Genomic DNA, 18,677 nt, shown 5'->3' with positions numbered 1-18,677 from the left:
CGGGCGCCCGGCATTTTCCCGCCCGCACGCTTCACGCACAGGCGGACAACATACCCTTTATTTCCAATATGTAATATTTTGCTTAGATGTCGGTTCTGAGCCGATGCCGCCGAGGGCAGGAAGCACGCGATGACGCGAACCGGAACCACCGGGAAAGACGCGGCAGGACGGCGGGCGCGGGCCGGCGGTGGGACGGCGTCCGCCCGGGCGGTCGTCGACGCGCGAGGCACGGTGACCGGCTGGAGCGAGGGCGCGCAGCGACTGGTCGGCTATCCCGCCTCGGAGGTCACCGGCCGTTCCGCGGGCCTCCTGCTCGCCGAGGACCCGGTCGGGACCCTGCTGACATCGGTCGCGGGAGCACGCAGATGGAGCGGCACGGTGAACCTGCGCCACCGGGACGGCCACCGGGTCACGGTCAGCCTGCTCGCCCACCGCCGCGAGCCCGGCCACGCCGACGGGAACGGATCGCCCGCCTCCGTCGACTGGCTCATCGTCGTGCCGAGACCGGGCTCGCTCCGGGAACCGGACGAGGACAGCATGCTGGTGTGGTCGATGGTCCACTCCCCCTGCACCATGGCCCTCTACGACAGGGACCTGCAACTGCTGCGCGCCAACGCCGACATGGAGCGCGTGCTGGGACTGTCCGAGGCAGAGATGCGCGGGCTGCGCGTCTCGGAGATCGTCCTCGACCCCGAGAGCGACCGCACCGAGGACCTCATGCAACGGGTCATCGAGACGGGCGAGCGCCAGTACCTGCGCGCCGCTCTGCAACTGGCCGGCGACCCGCACGAGAGCTCGTGGTCGGTGTCGCTGGCCCCCGTGCGCGACGCGGACGGCACGGTGCGCGGAGTGCTCCTGTCCGCCCACAACACGACCGAGGAACACCTGGCCAGACAGCGGCTGGCCCTGATCGCCGAGGCGGGGGTGCGCGTCGGCTCGACCCTCGATCTGACCCGCACCGCCCAGGAGCTCGCCGACGTGGCCACCGGCCCGCTCGCGGACTTCGTCACGGTGGACCTGCTCCCCGACATCGACGACGACCAGGAACTGCGCCCCCTCGAACTCCCCGACCCGATCACGCTGCGCCGGGTCGCCAACCAGTCCGTGCTGCCGGGCTGCCCGGAAGCCGTGGTGGCGCAGGGTGCGGTGGCCGCCTACCCGGGTACCTCGCCGGCGGCCGAGTGCCTGGTCTCCGGCGAACCCACGATCGTGCGGGTGACCACCGAGGGAGTCGCCCAGTGGGCGGCGGAGGCCCCCGAACGCGCCCGGCGCATGAGCCGGTTCGGCTTCCACTCGGTGCTCGCCGTACCCATGCGCGCACGCGGCATCACCCTCGGTGTCGCCACCTTCTCCCGCCACCGCCGCCCGGACCCCTTCACCCGCGACGACCTGCTCCTCGGCGCCGAGATCACCGCCAGGGCCGCGCTGAGCATCGACAACGCCCGCCGCTACACCCGCGAGCGGACCACCGCGCTCACCCTCCAGAGCAGCCTGCTGCCGCAACGGCTGCCGCAGCGGCTCGCGGTCGAGGTCGCCTCCCGCTATCTGCCGGCCAGCGCGCAGTCGGGGGTGGGCGGCGACTGGTTCGACGTCATCCCGCTCTCCGGGGCCCGCGTGGCCCTCGTCGTCGGCGATGTCGTGGGCCACGGGATCCAGGCCTCGGCCGCCATGGGACGGCTGCGCACCGCCGTACGCACCCTCGCCGACGTCGATCTTCCCCCCGACGAGCTCCTGACCCATCTGGACGATCTCGTCAACCGGCTGTCGGCCGAGGCCGACGACCTGTCCGGCAGCTTCGCCGACATCGGCGCGACCTGCCTGTACGCCGTTCACGACCCGGTCAGCGGCCGCTGCTGCCTGGCCCGGGCCGGGCACCCGCCACCCGCACTGTTGACCCCCGGCGGCGAGCCCCGCATCCTCGACCTCCCCGCCGGCCCGCCGCTCGGGCTCGGGGGCCTGCCGTTCGAGTCCGCCGAGATCGAACTGCCCGAGGGAAGCCTGCTCGCGCTGTACACCGACGGGCTCGTCGAAGGCCACGGCCAGGACATCGACCAGGGCATCGACGTCCTGCTGTCCGCCCTGGCCCGCGCCGGGCCGTCCCTGGACGACACCTGCGACACCGTGCTGCGGGCGCTGCTGCCGGAGCGGCCCGACGACGACGTGGCCCTGCTGCTGGCGCGCCCGCACACCCTGGACTCGGCCCACGTGGCCGTCTGGGACGTACCCGCGGAACCGGCGGCGGTGGCCGGGATCCGCCGCGGCGTCGGCCGGCGGCTGCGGGAGTGGGGCCTGGAGGAGACCGGCTTCGTGACCGAACTCGTCGTGAGCGAACTGGTCACCAACGCCATCCGCTACGGCGAGCCGCCCATCGAACTCCGGCTGATCCTGGACCGCAGCCTGATCTGCGAGGTGTCCGACGCCAGCAGCACCGCCCCGCACCTGCGCCGCGCCCGCGACAACGACGAGGGCGGCCGCGGACTGCTCCTGGTCGCCCAGCTCAGCCACAGCTGGGGCGCCCGGCACACCCCCCGAGGCAAGACCATCTGGGCGGAACAGGCCTTGCCGGCCGGGTGACTCTCTCCGTCCTGGAGGAGAGCCGCACCAGCCCACCCGGCTGCCGCAACGGCGCACCCCGGTTCGGCCCAGCCGCTCACGGCTGCGCCGAACCTACGTGACCGGTCAGTTGACGGCCAGGACCGCCGTGTTGTTCGTGAGGTCCGGGTCGAAGTCGAACGGGTACTCGCCGAACTCACCGTACTCGGGGTGGATGCTCACCGCGCCGGTCACGCCGGGGATCACGGTGTCGATACGCACGGAGAACGCGAACGTACGCCCTGTGTCCTCCAGCACCCAGTACGGCAACTCGCAGTCGTAGCGCGGAGCGCCCGTCTGCCTGGGGTAGTAGCCGCCGGTGAGGGTGTGCGGGTAGCAGCCGGTCGGCACACCGGTGACCTTGGTACCCGCGGGCACGATCAGCCGGACCTCGGCGACCGGATCGCCCGAGCCGAGGTGGCCGACCCAGGCCGGGCCGTTGTTCCTGAACGTGAGCTCGGCCGTGGCCGTCTCGCCCGCCGCGCCGGAGACGGCGTCACCGGTCACGGAGAAGTCCGCGGTGTTCACGGCGCCGATCTGAAGGGCGACATAGTCGTTCCTGGGGTCGATGTCCTGGGCATCGCCGAGCGGTTCGACATCGATGTCGAGCCGTTCGGCCAGTGCGTGCGGCGCGAGTCGTACCGTCAGCGGCTCGGGCAGCTCGAAGGAGTCGCCCGGCGCGAGCACCCGGTCGAAGGCGCACAGGGCCTTTTCCGTCGGCGGGTAGCCGTTGACTTCCGCCGCGGTGTAAGTGCAGGCGTCGTACCGGGTCAGATCCGCGAGGCCGTGCGAGGTGTTCAGCGAGACGGTGAACCCGTCCGCGCTCCGGTCGCCGTTGTTGGTGATCTTGAACGGGATCGTCCGCTCGTCGCCGGGCCGAGCGTCCTTGATGTCGACGAGGGGGTCGATGGCGAGGTCGGGCCCGGAGCCGATGGTGAGCGTGGTGGAGAAGCTCTCGTGCGGCGCGGTGAGGGTGCCCTCGGGCCCGCCGGTGGCGGTCGCCTCGTAGGTGATCCTGCCCTGCGCGCCCGTCCCGGCGCCGTCGGCCGCGCGCACCGTCAGCAGCACCTGGTCCTCGAAGTCGCCGATCGCAGGGACCAGGGGAACGTCGCACACCGCGCTCGCACCGTTCGGTGTGCAGTTCTCGGGCCAGGTCACCTCGGCGACCCCGGCGAGGCCGGTCACATCGACGGTGAGTCTGCCGTCGGTCACCGTGAAGTTGTCGTTGTCGTGGTAGAGCCCGACGCCGAGCGTGCGGACCTGCGGCCGGCCGTCGTCGGTGCCGAGCGGCAGCGTCCGGCTGTACGGAGTGTGGACGGACAACTCGTCGGTCTGTGGCAGGTCGTCGGCGGCCGACGCGGGCCCGGCGGTGCCGGCGGTCAGCAGACAGGCCACGGCGGCGGATCCGAGGCGTAACAGGCGTCCAGCGAAGAGCGGTCTCATTGCTGCTCCCAAGGGTGTGGTGACGGACCGGTGGGCCGGCAGCCCGGCGCACCGGCTGGATCATCACATGGCAGGACGGCTCACCGCCCCGGGGTTTTCCGGCCCTGCGGTCACGGCACTAGGCGACGACTTCTGTTGTGTGCAAGCGTGTCGGGGGCAGGCTCGGTTCCGGGAAACTGCGCCGTGGGGGGGCTCGGTGGCTGGACAACGTCATGGCCCTGACGGGCAGTTCGCCGGACATCCCGGAAGCCTCTGGGGGCTGGTCTTCTGCTCCGAGAATCTGCTCGCGGGCGCAGGCGGCGACGGGGCAGTGCGGCTGTGGGACTGCTCCGAGGGACGACCGGTGGCGGTGCTGGCCGGTCACCGTGCGCTCGTACGGGCCATAGCTGCCAGCAGCGACGGCCGGATGCTGGCCAGCGTCTCGCGCGACGGAGAGATACGGCTGTGGGATGTACCGGAGCGGGAGCTCAAGCAGGTGGCGTCCACGGAACAGTCCCGGTCCGCGTGGTCGGTCGCTTTCAGCCCCGACGACCGGATGCTGGTGGTGGGTGAGGACGACGGGCAATGGAGTGTGTGGGACGTACCGTCCCTGTCCCGCCTCAGAAGCCTTCCCCGGCTGCCGGGCCACGGCATGGTGCAGGGAGTGGCCTTCCACCCCGACGGGAACCGGCTCGCCGGGGCGAACATGCACGGCAGGACCCGCGTCCACGCGGTCGAGGGTGACCGACCGCAGATCGAGATGGACCATCCGGAACGCTGGCCCAGGGCCGTGGCGTTCAGCCCGGACGGTGACCTTCTCGCGGCGGGCGGGGAGAGCCCGGGCATCCGTCTGTGGGACGTCCGGGACGGTGCGGCCCGCCCTGAACTCCCGCAGCGGTGGGGAGACCGGAACAGATACTTCGAGGGCGTCTGGTCGATCGCCTTCCATCCCCACCGCCCCTTGCTCCTCGCAGGCGGTGCCGGAGACGCGTCCAGCGTCTGGCTCTGGGACTACGAGCGGAGGGAGTGCGTCGCGGAGCTCGGTGGACACGGGGACGAACGCGTCAGTCGTGTTGCCTTCAGTCCGAGTGGCCAAACCTTCGCCAGCGCGGGCTGGGACGGGACCATCGCGTTGTGGGACACCGCTGCACACGAGCGGCGGCACACTTTCGTCGGCGACATCGGCAAGGTGACGAGTGCCGCGTTCAGCCCGGACGGCCGACTGCTCGCCACCGGTTCCGATTCCGGGACGGTGCGCGTGTGGCACACGGCCTCCGGTCTCCAGGCTCTGCGCCTGTCCGAGGAGCACCTGAACGACCTCGCCCACATCTACGCCAGCACCTCCGGCCTGGCCTTCGACGGACCGGGCGAGCGGCTGGCGTCGACCGGAGGCGGCGGCATGGTGAAAGTGTGGGACCTGCGGACCGGCGAGCGTCTCGTGACGCTCATTCCCTCGATCAGCCCACAGGCTCCTCCGTCGTCCGTTGGATTCATCGGTTCATCGCTGATCGTCTCCGGCGGAGAAACGCTGCACCTGTGGAACGAGGCAGCGGAAGCGGAAGAGCCCGAGTACAGCCTGGAAATGCCCGGGAAGATCCTCGCGGTACGCAGCTGTGACGGCCAGGGGATCGCCGTCGTGGCGGGCTCGAAGCTCCGCCACGCCCCGTCCTTTCCGGCTCTGGAGAGCGCCCCCGACATCGATCTTCCCTGCCGGCCCGGACACGCGTCCCTGCACATGGGCGGCCGGCGCGCGACAGCACTGATCCACGGGGACGACGGACTGGTGTTGCTGGATGCCCACACCGGCGAGCCACTCGTGGACCTGGCACGTCCCCTGCCGGGAGAGCCTTCCGGCAGGGTGAGCGCCGTGGCTCTGAGCCCGGACGGGACCCTGTGCGCCGCAGGGGCGGAAGACGGGTACGTCCGGGTCTGGTACAGCGCGACAGGCGCACGCGCCACCGGTTTCCAGGCCCATGTCGGACCGGTGACCGTCCTGTGCTTCGAGCCGCGCAGGTCCGTCCTGGCGACAGGCGGTCGCGACGGCGCCGTGCGCCTCTGGCAGGCGCACAGCGGTCAACGGATCGGCGGCGCCGATGTGCCGCAACTGCGGGCACCCAACGTGACCAGGACCCATCCGGATCAGCCCACTGCCGACGACCTGCTGGGAACGGCGCGCCATGTACGCACCCTCACGAGCCTGGTATGTGCCCGCGATACCGATCCGCCCCTGGCCATCGCACTGCTCGGAGGCTGGGGAGCGGGAAAGTCCAGTGTCATGCTCCAGATGCAGAAACAGGTGGGTGAGCTGGTCGCGCGTTCGTCAGCCGCCATGGGAAACAGCGGTCAGAGCGCTTTCGTGTCCCATGTGCGCCAGGTGACCTTCAACGCCTGGCACTACAGCGACGACCGGCTCTGGGCGGGGCTGGCGACCCATCTTTTCCGTGCCCTCGCCGAGCCGGACCTCCCGGAGGCGCCGGAGTACTCCACCGACCAGGCCGAGGCACGACGTCAGGAGCTGCGCGACGAGTTGGCCCACTACAAGGCGCAGGAAGCCGAACTGTTCGACATCATCACCCAGGAACAAGGCAGCGGGCTGCAATCGCCGGTCCGCACGGGCAACCGGACATGGCGCCGACTGAGAATCGTCACCCCGCACATCCTTCGTGCACTGACGGGATGGGGCCTGCTGGCCGTTGCCGCCTATGCCGCTTACCGCTGGCTCGACTCGGCCTACGCCCCTGCCGGTGCAGCCGTCCTGGCTCTGTTCACTGCCCTGCACACCATCAGCGGTATCGTGACGGACCTCCGGTCGGTCACCGGCACGATGACCGACCTCGGCTCCGTACAGGAACAGCTCAGCGCCCGGATCGCCGAGGTCGAGGACAGGCTGGCTCAGGCGGACGCAACCGCACGCCTCTCCCGACTGCTGGACGACCTCGGCCGTTCGGACACCTACGCCGCCGACCGGGGATTGCTCGGCCGTATCCACAAAGACCTCGAACACTTGCAGGACGATCTCGACCAGGCCCGTCGGCAGTGGTCCACGTACCCGAGCGGACAACCTCCTCTCGAACGAATCATTCTCTACATCGACGACCTCGACCGCTGCCCACCCGCGCGGGTGGTCGAGTTGCTGGCCGCAGTGCACCTCATGCTGGCACTGCGACTGTTCGTGGTCGTGGTCGCCGTGGATCCGCGCTGGTTGCTGGGCGCTCTGGAACACCACTACAGCGAACTCTTTCCAGCCGAGAACCACCCAGATCGTTCGGAAGCATCGCTCCCGGTCACTCCGCTCGACTACTTGGACAAGATCTTCCAGATTCCGTGGACCGTACCGACCAGTTCGCAGGAAGCGGCCGAAAGTTACATCAAGGCACTGCTCACCGACCGCCACGGTCCGCCACCGAGCACCGAACGGGCCGGGCCGAACGACGGAACCCGCCTCGGGGCAGCGCGCCTCGGCCCCGAAGAACGACCTCCCCGCTCGCGCCCGTCCCCGGTCTCCTCGGATGAACCCGTCCGTCAGGACACTTCGCGGTCGCCCGGCCATCCCGGCCCCGGGTGGACGCCGCTGGAGGTCCGGCCGTCGCCACTGCTGCTGACCGAGGCGGAAATCGACTGCCTGGCTGCCCTCGCCCCGCTGCTTCCCACACCCCGGGCCGCCAAGAAGCTGGTCAACCTCTACCGACTGATCCGCTTCGGCATTCCGGAAGCCGAACTGCCTCGCTTCCTCGGCTCCTCCGAGGAGCACTCCGACCACCAGGCCGTCCAGCTTCTCCTGGCCCTCCTGGTGGGCCGCCCGAATGCCGCCCCGCTCCTGCTCGCCGCCATTCAGGGAGCCGGCCCGTCGGACGATCTCACGACATCCCTGGAGGCTGCCGGACCTCAAGGCAGCGACGTCGCACACGTCCTTCGGCAGATCGGCACCCGACAGGGTTTCCCTTCCACGACCCGCCCGTATCAGAGATGGTGCCGTGAAGTCAGCCGCTTGAGCTTCCACACCTGGACGGGAATTCGCCCGGACGACGGTCCAGCCCCACAAGCCCCTGACGCATGAGCCGACCTCGGGGCCACCGGCCTGGGTCGGGTCCGGTGTCGCCGACTACGCTGGTTGCGTCGGAGACGGGGGAAGGGGCGGCGGGTGGACTGGTTCTGGTGGGTCCTCATCATCTTCTGGACGGGCGGCTTCGCGTGGGTCGCCGACAACGTCCGTACGGCGCTGCGCAATCGGCACGAGCGGAAGTTGCAGCTGCTGGAGGCGGCGAAGCAGGAGCGGCTGGCCGTGGAGGCCGCGCACAGGGCGCCGGAGCCGGTGTGCGGGTGCACGCACCATCTCGCCAAGCACGACAAGCAGGGCCGTTGCCACGAGCGCGTCGAAGTGCCCACGGCCTGGGACGAGAACAAGAAGCCGCTGCGGTACGAGGCCGGACAGTGCAACTGCCAGCAGTACGTGGGGCCCCAGCCGCTGTCGCAGGTGTTCGCGGAGGACCTCACCGACCTGGCCTGACCGGGCTCGGCGCGCCCGGCCAACGGCACCGCGGCCGCGTGCTCGGACGCGGGCCGCACCGCACCGCTCGGTGCGCCCGCGCGGGTCAGGAGGAGAAGTCGGCGCTGCGCAGGAGGCTCGCGGCGCCGCGGACCGCGGCGGTGTGCGGGGCCGGGACCGGCTGGACGGGAGCGTGCAGCCGGCCGGCGAGGGGGTAGGTGATGTCGGGTCGCAGCGCGCCGCCGCCCGCGAGCAGCGCGCCGCGCCGCAGGGCGTCGAGCGTCTGGACGGTGCGGTCCTGCTCCAGCATGGCGCTCACCATCGCGACGACCGCGTCGGAGATCCGCGAGGGCGGTGTGCGGCCGTCCAGGTCGCTCGTGCCCAGAGCGGTGGTACGGGCGTCGGTGACCGCCCCGTCGACCAGCAGCGTGACCTCGGTGAGCTGGGCGCCGAGGTCCAGGACGAGCAGGGGCCGGGTCAGGTCGGCCTCCGTGGCGGCCGCCACGGCGCGCGCGGTGGGGACGGTCAGCACCGTGCGCGGACGCAGGACCTGTACGGCGGCGCGGGCCGCGGTGCGGTAGGCCGTGCCGCCCAGCGCGGGCGTGGTCAGGATCAGCAGGGGGCGGCCGACGCGGGGCAGCCGGTGGCCGAGCAGCCGGTGCAGCATCCGCGCGGTCCCGTCGCTGTCGACGATGGTGCCGCGCCGCACCGGGTAGGAGGGTCCGGCGCCCGGGAAAGTGACCGTGGGCACGTCCAGGATCGTCCGTCGACCCGACATCCAGGCACGCGTGCGGTCGCTGCCGAGGTCGAGGGCGACGCCCGGACACCGCCGGTGCCGGTGCCAGGACCGCTGACGCGGGATGACGGGGCCGGGCCCGGCGGGCGTGGTCACCGCCCGCCCTCCCTCACCTGCTGGCACCGGCCGCAGTAGCGGGCCTGCGGCACGATCGACAGGCGTGCGCGGTCGATGGGCCCGCGGCACAGGTGGCAGAGGCCGTAGCTGCCCCGGTCCATGCGTGCGAGGGCGGCCTCGACGTCGGTGAGGACCATGCGGGCCGAGGCCGCGAGCTTGACGCGGACCTCGGTCTGGGAGGCGGCCCCGCGGTCGCGGAGCGCGTCGGCCCGGTCCGCGGCGGGGGTGGAGAGCTGGTGCAGCTGTTCCCGCCGGAACAGGAGCTGCTCGTGCAGGTTCTCGCGCAGGGCGGCGAGGTCCTCGGCGGACAGGGTCGTGCGGTGGTCGTCGATGATCTGGTGGTTCACCGAATCACCCCTCGGGCAGGGCGGACAGGAGCGGGGATCTGGGTTCGTCAGACGGCGTCGCGCCGGCAGGGCACGCAGAAGCGCGTGTACGGGAGGATCTCGAGGCGCTCGACGGGGATGGGTCCGGAGCAGGCGGGACAGATGCCGTAACTGCCGTTGCGGACCCGGACGACGGCGGCCTCCACCTCGGCGAGGACCTGCCGGATCACGGCCTTCTGCGTGGACATCATCTGTTCCTCCCCGGCCGGTCCCGCCTCGCCGATGGCGCGCAGCTGGGTGAGCCGGGAGGCACGTTCTTGTTCGAGGCGCTGGAGGGCCTCGTGCGCCGTCAGCCGCTCTCGGCGGGTATCGGTCCGGGGCGTGTCGGGTGACATGGGCGTTCCTTCTTTCCGTGTGCGGGCGGGTGGCCGCCGACGGCCGGTGACGTCCGTGGCTGCCCTCGGTCTCCACCCTGGACGCGGGAACGGCCGGAAACCATCGGGCGCGATACCCATCTACGACGGGCCGGGCACCCATAGCGGCGGGGGCGGGCCACCCCGGGAAATGGGCATTGACCCCCATCGACGCGGCGTGCGGGACGGGGCAGCCTGGGGGCAGGCCGGCCAAGACCGGTGGCCGCGGCCGAGCAGGTCCTCGCGGCGGCCGTCCGTCGGGACCGTGCCGGTCCCGCAAGGAGAAAGGCGTCGTCGCGGTGTCCCTGTTCTGGCGGATCTTCGCGCTCAACGCGGTGGTGCTGGGCAGTGCCACCGCGTTGCTGCTGTGGGCTCCGGTGACCGTTTCCGTGCCGGTGGTACTGACCGAAGCGGTCATCCTCGTGGCCGGTCTGATCGTCATGCTGGTCGCCAACGCGGCCCTGCTGCGGATCGGCCTGGCCCCGCTCGACCGGCTCACCCGGCTGATGGACACCGTCGACCTGCTGCGCCCCGGTCAGCGGTTGCCGGAGGGGGGCCGCGGCGAGACCGCGGAGCTGATCCGCACCTTCAACGCCATGCTCGAACGGCTGGAGCACGAGCGTGCCTCCAGCAGCGCCCGCGTCCTGGTCGCCCAGGAGGCGGAGCGGCGGCGTATCGCCCAGGAGCTGCACGACGAGGTGGGCCAGAGCATGACCGCGATCCTGCTCGCGCTGGAGCGCTCCGCCGACGAGGCGGACGAGCCGCTGCGCGGCGAGCTGCGCCATGTCCAGGAGATCACCAGGGGAAGCCTCGACGAGGTGCGCCGGCTTGCGCGACGGCTGCGGCCGGGCGTGCTGGAGGACCTCGGTCTCATCAGTGCCCTCACCTCGCTCACCACGGAGTTCTCCACGCACGCCGGGATGCGCGTGGTGCGCCGTTTCGACAGCGGCCTGCCCGGGCTGGACGAGCAGACGGAACTGGTGCTGTACCGGGTCGCGCAGGAAGCCCTGACGAACGCGGCGCGGCACGCCGGGGCCGAGCGGGTCGAGGTGCGGCTGCGGCACACCGCCGAGGCGGTGGAGCTGACCGTCGGCGACGACGGCCGCGGCACCGGCGCCGCCCCCGAGGGGGCAGGAATCCGGGGCATGCGCGAACGGGCCCTGCTGATCGGGGCCACGCTGGACGTCGTCTCCCCGCCGCGGACCGGAACGCAGGTCCGGCTGACCGTACCCCTCCTCAGGAAGCAGTCATGAGCACCCCAGTCACCTCCCCGGTCCGCGTTCTTCTCGCCGACGACCACGCCCTGGTACGTCGTGGTGTCCGGCTGATCCTCGACCGGGAGCCGGACCTGGAGGTGGTCGCCGAGGCCGGGGACGGTGCGGAGGCGGTCGAGCTGGCCCGCACCCACGAGGTCGACCTGGCGGTGCTGGACATCGCCATGCCCCGGATGACCGGTCTGCGGGCCACCCGCGAACTCGTCGCGCTCCGGCCGGACCTGCGGGTGCTGATGCTGACGATGCACGACAACGAGCAGTACCTCTTCCAGGCGCTCAAGGCCGGGGCCAGCGGGTACGTGCTGAAGTCCGTGGCCGACCGCGACCTGGTGGCCGCCTGCCGGGCCGCCGTGCGCGACGAGCCGTTCCTGTATCCGGGCGCGGTCACCGCGCTCATCCGGAACTACCTCGACCGGGTCCGCCACGGCGAGGAGCCGCGCGAGCAGGTGCTGACGGCGCGCGAGGAGGAGGTCCTCAAGCTCGTGGCCGAGGGGCACTCCTCCAAGGAGATCGCCGAACTGCTCTTCATCAGCATCAAGACCGTCCACCGGCACCGGGCGAACCTGCTGCACAAGCTCGGTCTGCGCGATCGCCTGGAACTCACCCGCTACGCGATCCGGGCCGGCCTCATCGAGCCCTGAGCCCGCCACCCACGCGAAGAGGACGGTCATGGCACGCTGCCCGCACACCGTCGCGCGCGCGGGTGGCCGGAGCCTGGCCCCGGTCGCGGCGGCTGTCCTGTTCGCGGTGCTCGTCGCCCTGTCCGGGCTGTCGGCGCTCGTCTGTCAGGGGACTTCCGCCGGGGCCGGTACGGCTCCGGCGGCCCTGAGCGCGTCGGTACCCGACGGGCCGTCCGCGGACGACGCCCGGTCCGCCGTCTCCCCCGCCGTCGCGCGGAGCCAGCGGGACGCCGGAGGCGAGCCCCGGACACCCGCGGTCCCCGCCCTCGCCCCGGCACCCGACTCACCGGCCGCCCCGCTGCGGCTCGCACCGGTCCCGCGGGCGGCGGAACCGTCCGCGCCGACACGGCCCGCGCCGCGCCACGGCGTGCGGGCACCCCCTTCGTCCTCCGGCTGCTGAACCCCCTCTTCTTCCCGAACGACGCCACCGCCCTGGCCGCGGTGTGCCTGCCGGAGGCCCCCCCGTGAAACGATCCCCGCACCTCAGAGGGCTGTTCGCCCTCGCCGTCGTAGCCCTGTCCCTGTATGTCGCGCTCACCGTGCCCGTCCAGCTCGGACTGGATCTGCGCGGCGGCACCCAGATCGTGCTGGAGACCCGCCCCACCACCGCGGCCGACGCCGGCGCCGAGGCGACGGACCGCACGGTGGAGGTGCTCCGCGGCCGTATCGACGCGCTCGGTGTGGCCGAACCCACCATCGCCCGCTCGGGCGACGACCGCATCGTCGTCGAGTTGCCCGGCGTGCAGGATCCGCGCAGGGCGGCCGACGTGATCGGCCGGACCGCCCGGCTCACCTTCCACCAGGTGCTCGGCCCGGCGACCGCAGCCGACCGGGCCGCCGGTCCGTCGCCCGAGCGGCCCCACGAGCAGGTGACGGCCGACGAGACGGGCCGCTTCCTGCGCTTGCAAACGGCTGCGCTGACCGGGAAGGACGTGGACAAGGCGGCGGCCCGGTTCGACCCGCACAGTGGCGCCGGTTGGCACGTCACCGTCGATTTCAAGGGGGCCGGCGGCCAGGAGTGGGCGCGGCTCACGGGTGAGGCCGCCTGCCGGGCGCCCGGGGATCCTGGCCGCCGGGTCGCCGTCGTCCTGGACGGCAGGATCATCTCGTCGCCGCAGGTCGACCCTTCGGTCGGGTGCCGGTCCGGCATCGGCGGCGGCGCCACCCTCATCACCGGCTCCTTCGACGACGAGGAGGCCAGGGAACTGGCGCTGCTCATCAACGGCGGCGCTCTCCCGGTGCCGGTCGAGACCGTCGAGCAGCGCACCGTCGGCCCCACCCTGGGGGCCCGCGCCATCGCGGCCAGTGCCTGGGCCGCCGCCATCGGCACCGCCCTGACCTCGCTGTTCATCGTCGCCGTCTACCGGGTCGTGGGGGCTCTGGCCGTGCTGGCGCTGGCCTGCTACGGCCTCGTCTCCTACGCCGCCCTGGCCGCGCTCGGCGCCACCCTCACCCTGCCCGGACTCGCCGGGTTCGTGCTGGCCATCGGCATGGCGGTCGACGCCAACGTGCTCGTCTTCGAACGTGCCCGCGAGGAGTACGTCGCTCGCCACCGCCCCACGCCCCGGTCGTCCCTGACCGCCGGCTTCCGGGGCGCCTTCAGCGCGATCGCCGACTCCAACGTCACCACCCTCATCGCGGCCGCGCTGCTCTTCTTCCTCGCGTCCGGTCCGGTGCGCGGGTTCGGCGTCACGCTGGGCATCGGGGTCCTCGCCTCGATGTTCAGCGCCCTCGTCGTCACCCGCGTCCTCGCCGAGCACGCCGTCGCCCGCCCCGGCCTGCGTCGCCGGCCCCGCCTGACGGGTATCGCCCACACGGGCTTCGTACGGGCCCGGCTCGACCGGTCCGGCCCGCATCTGATGCGTCACCCGCGCAGGTGGCTGGCCGTCTCGGCGGCGGCGCTCGTCCTGGCGGGCTCCGGGATCGTGGTGCGCGGCCTCGACCTCGGCGTCGAGTTCACGGGCGGACGGCTCGTCGAGTACTCCACGACGGCCCCCGTCGACCCCGACCGGACCCGTGCCGCGCTCGCCGAGGCCGGCTTCCCGCGGGCCGTCGTGCAGAGTTCCGGCGACCGGCAGTTCACCGTCCGCACCCCCGGGCTCGGCGAAGCCCGGGCGGCCGCCCTCACCGATGCCGTCACCGGCCTGGGGGTCGGCGCCGAACGGATCCGCGACGAGGCCGTCGGGCCCAGCCTCGGCAAGGAACTGCGCCGCGGCGCCGTCATCGCGCTCGCGGTGGCCCTCGGCGCCCAACTGGTCTACCTCGCGGCGCGGTTCCGCTGGTTGCTGGGCAGCTCCGCGGTCGCCGCCCTCGCCCACGACGTCGTGATCCTCGTCGGCGTCTTCGCCTGGCTCGGCAAGCCCGTGGACGGCGTCTTCCTCGCGGCGCTGCTGACCGTCATCGGCTACTCCGTCAACGACTCGGTCGTCGTCTTCGACCGGATCAGGGAACTCGGCCGCCGCGCTCGCGGGAAGCCGTTCGCCCGCGTCGCCGACCAGGCGCTCCTCCAGACGCTGCCCCGCACGGTCAACACCGGTACGGGCGCCGCGTTCATCCTCACCGCGCTGGCCGTCCTCGGCGGCGACACCCTGAGGGACTTCGCTCTCGCCCTGCTCGTCGGCCTCGCGGTGGGCACCTACTCCTCGATGTTCACGGCCACCCCGCTCGCCGTCGAACTGCATCGGCGCACAGGAAAGGAACGGCGCACCTGAACTCGTCCCTTCCGATGCGGTGTTGGACGGGGGGCGCGCGGTCCGCGGGGGCCCGGTCCACCGGGGGGCCCGGTCCGCGCGCACCCGATCTTGGTACCTTGCTCATCGCCCCCACTCACGATCCCCAGGAGCAGCACGGTGAACCGACGGTCCGTGTCCGCAGTCGTGCTCGCGCTGGTCGCGGTGCTCGGCGGGTGCGGACCGGCCCCTGCTCCCGCCCCGGACGCGCGCTCCTCTGCTTCGACCGGGGAAGAGCCTTTCTGGCAGGCGGAGTTCGACGGGGCGGCGGCCACCCGCCCGTCGGAGAAGTCCTGGAACACCGAGACCGGGAACCGGGACGCCGAGGGGTGGGGCAACAACGAGTTGCAGTACTACACGGCGGACCCGGCCGACTCCGGCCTGGACGGTTCGGGTCATCTCCTGATCTCCGCGCGGCGGGCTCCCGCGTCGGCCCGGCTGCCCTGCTACACCCAGGAGTTCTGCCCCTGGACGTCGGCCCGGCTGACCACCGAGGGAAAGGTCGCCCTGACACACGGTCGCGCGGAGATCCGGGCGAAACTGCCCACCGGCACCGGGTTGTTGCCGGCGATCTGGATGCTGGGCGACAACGGGGTCGAATGGCCCGGGCAGGGCGAGATCGACATCTGCGAAGTGGTCGGCGGGGAACCGCGCACGGTGTACGGCACCGCGCACGGACCGACCTACTTCAACGAGAACGGGATCGGCGACTCCGCCACCCTCCCGTCGGACGCGTCGAGCGCGTTCCACACCTACGCCGTGGACAAGCAGCCGCGACGCATCACGTGGTCCGTCGACGGCAGGCCGTACTTCACGCTGACACCCGCGAAGCTGCCCTCGCCCGACGACTGGGTCTTCGAACAGGACATGCATCTGCTGCTCAACGTCGCCGTCGGAGGCGACTGGCCCGGCCCTCCCGACGCCTCGACGCCGTCACCCGCGACGATGACGGTCGACTACGTACGCTTCTACGGCGAGGGGACCGTAGCCTGAGGGGGATTCGCGGGCGCGAGAGCAGCGGTCCGCCACGGGGCCGGCGTCAGCCCGTCACGGCCCGCGCGATCCGGCGGGCGGCGAGGGCGGGCGTGAGGTGAGTGGTGTCGACGACCTCGGCCGCGCCGTGCAGCCAGGTACGCGCGGCCTCGGCGTACGGCTCCAGATAACGCAGCCGGAACGCGGACGGGCCGAGGACCGTGTCCCCCTCGATGCGCCGGCGCAGGGTGTCCTGGTCGGCGTGGAGCACGAAGTGCCTTACCGGGATGCCGTATCGGGCGAGACCGGTGCTGATCTCGTGCCAGTACCGCTCGACCAGGACGGTCATGGGGACGACCAGGGTGCCGCCGGTGTAGTCGAGGACGCGGCGGGCGGTGTCGACGACCAGGGGCCGCCACGGCGGCCAGTGCTGGAAGTTGTCCACTCCGGCACCGGGCAGTCCCGGCTTGATGTCCATGAGTGTCTCGCCGACCTTCTCGGCGTCGAACACCCGGGAATCCGGCAGCAGTTGCTGCACGAGCGTACTGGTCGTGGTCTTGCCCGCGCCATGGGTGCCGTTGAGCCATACGATCATGGGCTCCACGCTATCGGCGCACCGGGCCCCGGAACGGGCAGGGCCGGGAACCCGGTGCGGCCGGGAAGGCGCGGCGGACGCCGGCTCACAGCGCGGCGGTCGTTCCCTCACCGGAGGCGCTGCCCTGGAGCCACTGGGCCCAGTCCAGGTTGAAGGCGGCGTAGCCGTTGTCCGCGGGTGCCTTGGCGCGGGGCGAGCCGGTGATGGTGACCGGGTCGCCCTGCTTGACCTGGCCGTAGAACCACTTGGCGTCCGACATGGACAGGTGGACGCAGCCGTGCGAGCCGCGCGCGCTGCCGCTGCCCGGATTCGGGTCGCCGGTGGAGTAGTGCACATAGGTGCCGGACTGGGTCAGGTGGACGTCCCAGGGCAGCGTCAGGTCGTAGTAGTTCGGGCTTCCCTTGTCGCAGCTGATGCCGACGCTGCAGGAGGTCATGTGGACCTTCTCCTGCTTGTCGATGACGGCCATCGTGCCGTTCCACGTCGGGTACTCGGCGCTGCCCGCGTTGATGGACAGGGTGCGGACCGTCGCGCCGTTGCGGGTCACCTTCATGGTGTGGCCGGTCACCGAGACGTCCGCGCGCACATCGTCACCGACCTTGAAGGTGTGCGTGTAGGTGCGTACGCCGAAGCGTCCGTTGCCGTTGCCGACGCCCTGCATGTCGGCGTCGATCTTCACCGTGGTGCCGGACGGCCAGTACGACTTGGGGCGCCAGTCGGCGCGCTTGTCGCCGAACCAGTGCCAGGCACCGGCCACCGGCTGCGAGGCGCTCACCTTCATGTGCTTCTCGACCGCGGCCCGCGCCTTCTGCGCCACCGGGTCGGTGAAGACCACCGATATCGGCATGGCCACACCGACCGTGGTCCCCGTCTGGGGCATGATCGTCTCCAGGAGCATCGGCGGGCCCGCGGGCTTCGTCGGTGACGGCGAGGAGCTCGTACCCGGCTTCCCCGACGCCTTCGCGTCGTCGCCGCCCGCCTTGCCGCTGCCGCCCCCGCCACAGGCGCTCGCGCCCATCAGCACCACACCGGTGACGAGCGCGATCATCGTGCCGCCCTTGCGCCGTCCCACAACCTGCCCCGCTCTCTCGTTCCTCGGCCCCGACGGGCCCACTCACTGTCAGACAGCGACAGGGCGGGCCCCAGTTGCGTGTACCACGTAAAGCGTGTTCCAAGACTCGGCGCGTGGGTCCTGTGTCGCCCGCTCGGCGTACCCGCGGTCTCCCGCCCGTTTCCCGGGACCCCGGTGAGGGGAACTCGCCGTCCGTGGTGACCTACGGAACAGAACGACGGTGGAGTGCGGCCGCGTGGTGGAAGCGGCTGTCCCGGCGGCGCGAGCGGCTGCGCTTCGACGGCTGGATCGCGGGCCTCGGCACGTCCGGCGGCACGCGTGTGGTGCTGGGGCACTGGCCGCGGTCGCCCTTCGGCCCGTTCAGCGACGTGATGGTGGAACGGGCCGACGGGGAGCGGCTGCTGCTGGCACCGTCCCGGGAGACGGCGGAGTTCATCAGCGGCACCTACACCTTCGACGCCGTGCGGGTGGTCCCGGTCGAGGTGAACGTCCTGGGAGACGTCTGGACCGTGGAGGCGGGTCCGCTCCGCCTGCGCTTCACCACCGGACGCCGGGGCGTCCTGGGCCTGCTGCTGCGCGCCGTCCCCGGGGTGCTGGCCGGCTGTCCGGCCTGGAGCGCGTGCGTCGACCTGCCCGCGCGCGTGCTGCTGACCGGTGTACGCACGCGCGGCAGCGCCGGTGGCGGCCGCAGGGAGTGGTACGGCGCGCGGGACCTGCGTCCCGTCCGCTCCGTGACCGGGGTGTTCGAGGGCGCGGACCTGGGCCGGTGCGCACCCGTGGAGCCGCCCGTGCGGTTCGGCTTCGGTTCGGTGCCCGCGAGGCCCGCCCTCGTCCGGGTCACCACGACGGTGGAACTGGGTGAAGAAACTGGGACGACTGCCCGGAAGAGTGGTGAAGAAACCAGGTGAACCGGCCGTATGTTCTTCCATTCGTCGGGCACGAGGACCAATGGAGGTTGATAACTATGGTTCCCCTGCTTCTCGTTCTTCTGCTCGCCCTGATCCTCTTCGGTGCCGGCTTCGCCCTCAAGGCACTGTGGTGGATCGCCGTCATCGTGCTGGTCGTCTGGCTGCTGGGCTTCGTCGTGCGCAGCGCCGACACGGGCGGCCGCAAGGGCCGCTGGTATCGCTGGTAATCCCGCCGCACAATGTCACTTTCGTGGGCCCCAGGACAACCCGGGGCCCACAGACATGTCCGCCCGCA

The 18,677-nt window shown here is 71.8% G+C and carries 16 protein-coding genes; 10 read left to right on the top strand and 6 right to left on the bottom strand.

Translation table 11 applies throughout. The annotated features are described in order from the left end of the window. The first annotated feature begins 129 nt into the window (after positions 1-129). Positions 130-2,574 (top strand): SpoIIE family protein phosphatase, encoded by a 2,445-nt coding sequence (locus Saso_RS10855; RefSeq protein WP_189918964.1) that lies wholly within the window; start codon positions 130-132, stop codon positions 2,572-2,574. Between the two features lie 105 nt (positions 2,575-2,679). On the opposite strand, the gene Saso_RS10850 is transcribed toward Saso_RS10855, so the two are convergent. Further along, entirely contained in the window at positions 2,680-4,035 is a 1,356-nt protein-coding gene (locus Saso_RS10850) for a COG1361 family protein (RefSeq protein WP_189918962.1), read from the bottom strand. A 67-nt stretch (positions 4,036-4,102) separates the two neighbouring features. Here Saso_RS10850 and Saso_RS10845 point away from each other — a divergent pair, with 67 nt between their 5' ends. After that, positions 4,103-8,071, top strand: coding sequence for a P-loop NTPase fold protein (locus Saso_RS10845; protein ID WP_268253198.1), 3,969 nt, complete (start codon positions 4,103-4,105; stop codon positions 8,069-8,071). Positions 8,072-8,155: 84 nt separating this feature from the next. Further along, the gene (locus Saso_RS10840) at positions 8,156-8,521 is read left to right on the top strand and encodes a hypothetical protein (protein ID WP_189918959.1); all 366 of its coding nucleotides are present in this window, start codon (positions 8,156-8,158) and stop codon (positions 8,519-8,521) included. A gap of 85 nt (positions 8,522-8,606) precedes the next feature. Here Saso_RS10840 and Saso_RS10835 read toward each other — a convergent pair whose 3' ends face one another. From Saso_RS10835 to Saso_RS10825, 3 genes are read right to left on the bottom strand one after another with little or no spacing between them, the layout of a single operon-like run. Further along, on the bottom strand, positions 8,607-9,392 hold the full coding sequence (locus Saso_RS10835) for a rod shape-determining protein (protein WP_229901117.1): 786 nt from the start codon (positions 9,390-9,392) through the stop codon (positions 8,607-8,609). Then, positions 9,389-9,760 carry a TraR/DksA family transcriptional regulator gene (locus Saso_RS10830; RefSeq protein WP_189918956.1) on the bottom strand — a complete coding sequence of 124 codons (372 nt, stop codon included), beginning with the start codon at positions 9,758-9,760 and terminating at the stop codon, positions 9,389-9,391. The genes Saso_RS10835 and Saso_RS10830 overlap by 4 nt, the downstream gene beginning before the upstream one ends. 47 nt (positions 9,761-9,807) lie before the next feature. Then, positions 9,808-10,134 carry a TraR/DksA family transcriptional regulator gene (locus Saso_RS10825; protein ID WP_189918955.1) on the bottom strand — a complete coding sequence of 109 codons (327 nt, stop codon included), beginning with the start codon at positions 10,132-10,134 and terminating at the stop codon, positions 9,808-9,810. A 317-nt stretch (positions 10,135-10,451) separates the two neighbouring features. Here Saso_RS10825 and Saso_RS10820 point away from each other — a divergent pair, with 317 nt between their 5' ends. From Saso_RS10820 to Saso_RS10800, 5 genes are all read left to right on the top strand, one after another. After that, on the top strand, positions 10,452-11,405 hold the full coding sequence (locus Saso_RS10820; protein WP_189918953.1) for a HAMP domain-containing sensor histidine kinase: 954 nt from the start codon (positions 10,452-10,454) through the stop codon (positions 11,403-11,405). Then, the gene (locus tag Saso_RS10815) at positions 11,402-12,067 is read left to right on the top strand and encodes a response regulator (protein ID WP_189918951.1); all 666 of its coding nucleotides are present in this window, start codon (positions 11,402-11,404) and stop codon (positions 12,065-12,067) included. Before Saso_RS10820 ends, Saso_RS10815 begins: the two co-directional genes overlap by 4 nt. Before the next feature lie 28 nt (positions 12,068-12,095). Next, positions 12,096-12,506: a hypothetical protein gene (locus Saso_RS10810; protein WP_189918949.1), complete on the top strand. Its 411-nt coding sequence runs from the start codon at positions 12,096-12,098 to the stop codon at positions 12,504-12,506. A 64-nt stretch (positions 12,507-12,570) separates the two neighbouring features. Next, positions 12,571-14,817, top strand: a complete 2,247-nt coding sequence (gene secD / locus Saso_RS10805; protein WP_189918947.1) for a protein translocase subunit SecD — start codon at positions 12,571-12,573, stop codon at positions 14,815-14,817. Between the two features lie 153 nt (positions 14,818-14,970). After that, positions 14,971-15,828, top strand: a complete 858-nt coding sequence (locus Saso_RS10800) for a glycoside hydrolase family 16 protein (RefSeq protein WP_229901116.1) — start codon at positions 14,971-14,973, stop codon at positions 15,826-15,828. 46 nt (positions 15,829-15,874) lie between these two features. Here Saso_RS10800 and Saso_RS10795 read toward each other — a convergent pair whose 3' ends face one another. Then, positions 15,875-16,402, bottom strand: coding sequence for a P-loop nucleotide/nucleoside kinase family protein (locus Saso_RS10795; RefSeq protein WP_189918943.1), 528 nt, complete (start codon positions 16,400-16,402; stop codon positions 15,875-15,877). An 85-nt stretch (positions 16,403-16,487) separates the two neighbouring features. Further along, positions 16,488-17,474, bottom strand: a complete 987-nt coding sequence (locus Saso_RS10790; protein WP_229901115.1) for a L,D-transpeptidase — start codon at positions 17,472-17,474, stop codon at positions 16,488-16,490. A gap of 248 nt (positions 17,475-17,722) precedes the next feature. Between Saso_RS10790 and Saso_RS10785 the strand changes: the two genes are divergently transcribed. Then, positions 17,723-18,382, top strand: a complete 660-nt coding sequence (locus Saso_RS10785; RefSeq protein ID WP_307822225.1) for a hypothetical protein — start codon at positions 17,723-17,725, stop codon at positions 18,380-18,382. A gap of 56 nt (positions 18,383-18,438) precedes the next feature. Continuing rightward, the gene (locus tag Saso_RS10780; protein WP_189918941.1) at positions 18,439-18,609 is read left to right on the top strand and encodes a hydrophobic protein; all 171 of its coding nucleotides are present in this window, start codon (positions 18,439-18,441) and stop codon (positions 18,607-18,609) included. Positions 18,610-18,677 lie beyond the last annotated feature (68 nt).

This window comes from Streptomyces asoensis (genome assembly GCF_016860545.1).
Taxonomy (GTDB): Bacteria; Actinomycetota; Actinomycetes; order Streptomycetales; family Streptomycetaceae; genus Streptomyces; species Streptomyces asoensis.
This window is presented reverse-complemented; position numbering and strand designations above follow the sequence as displayed.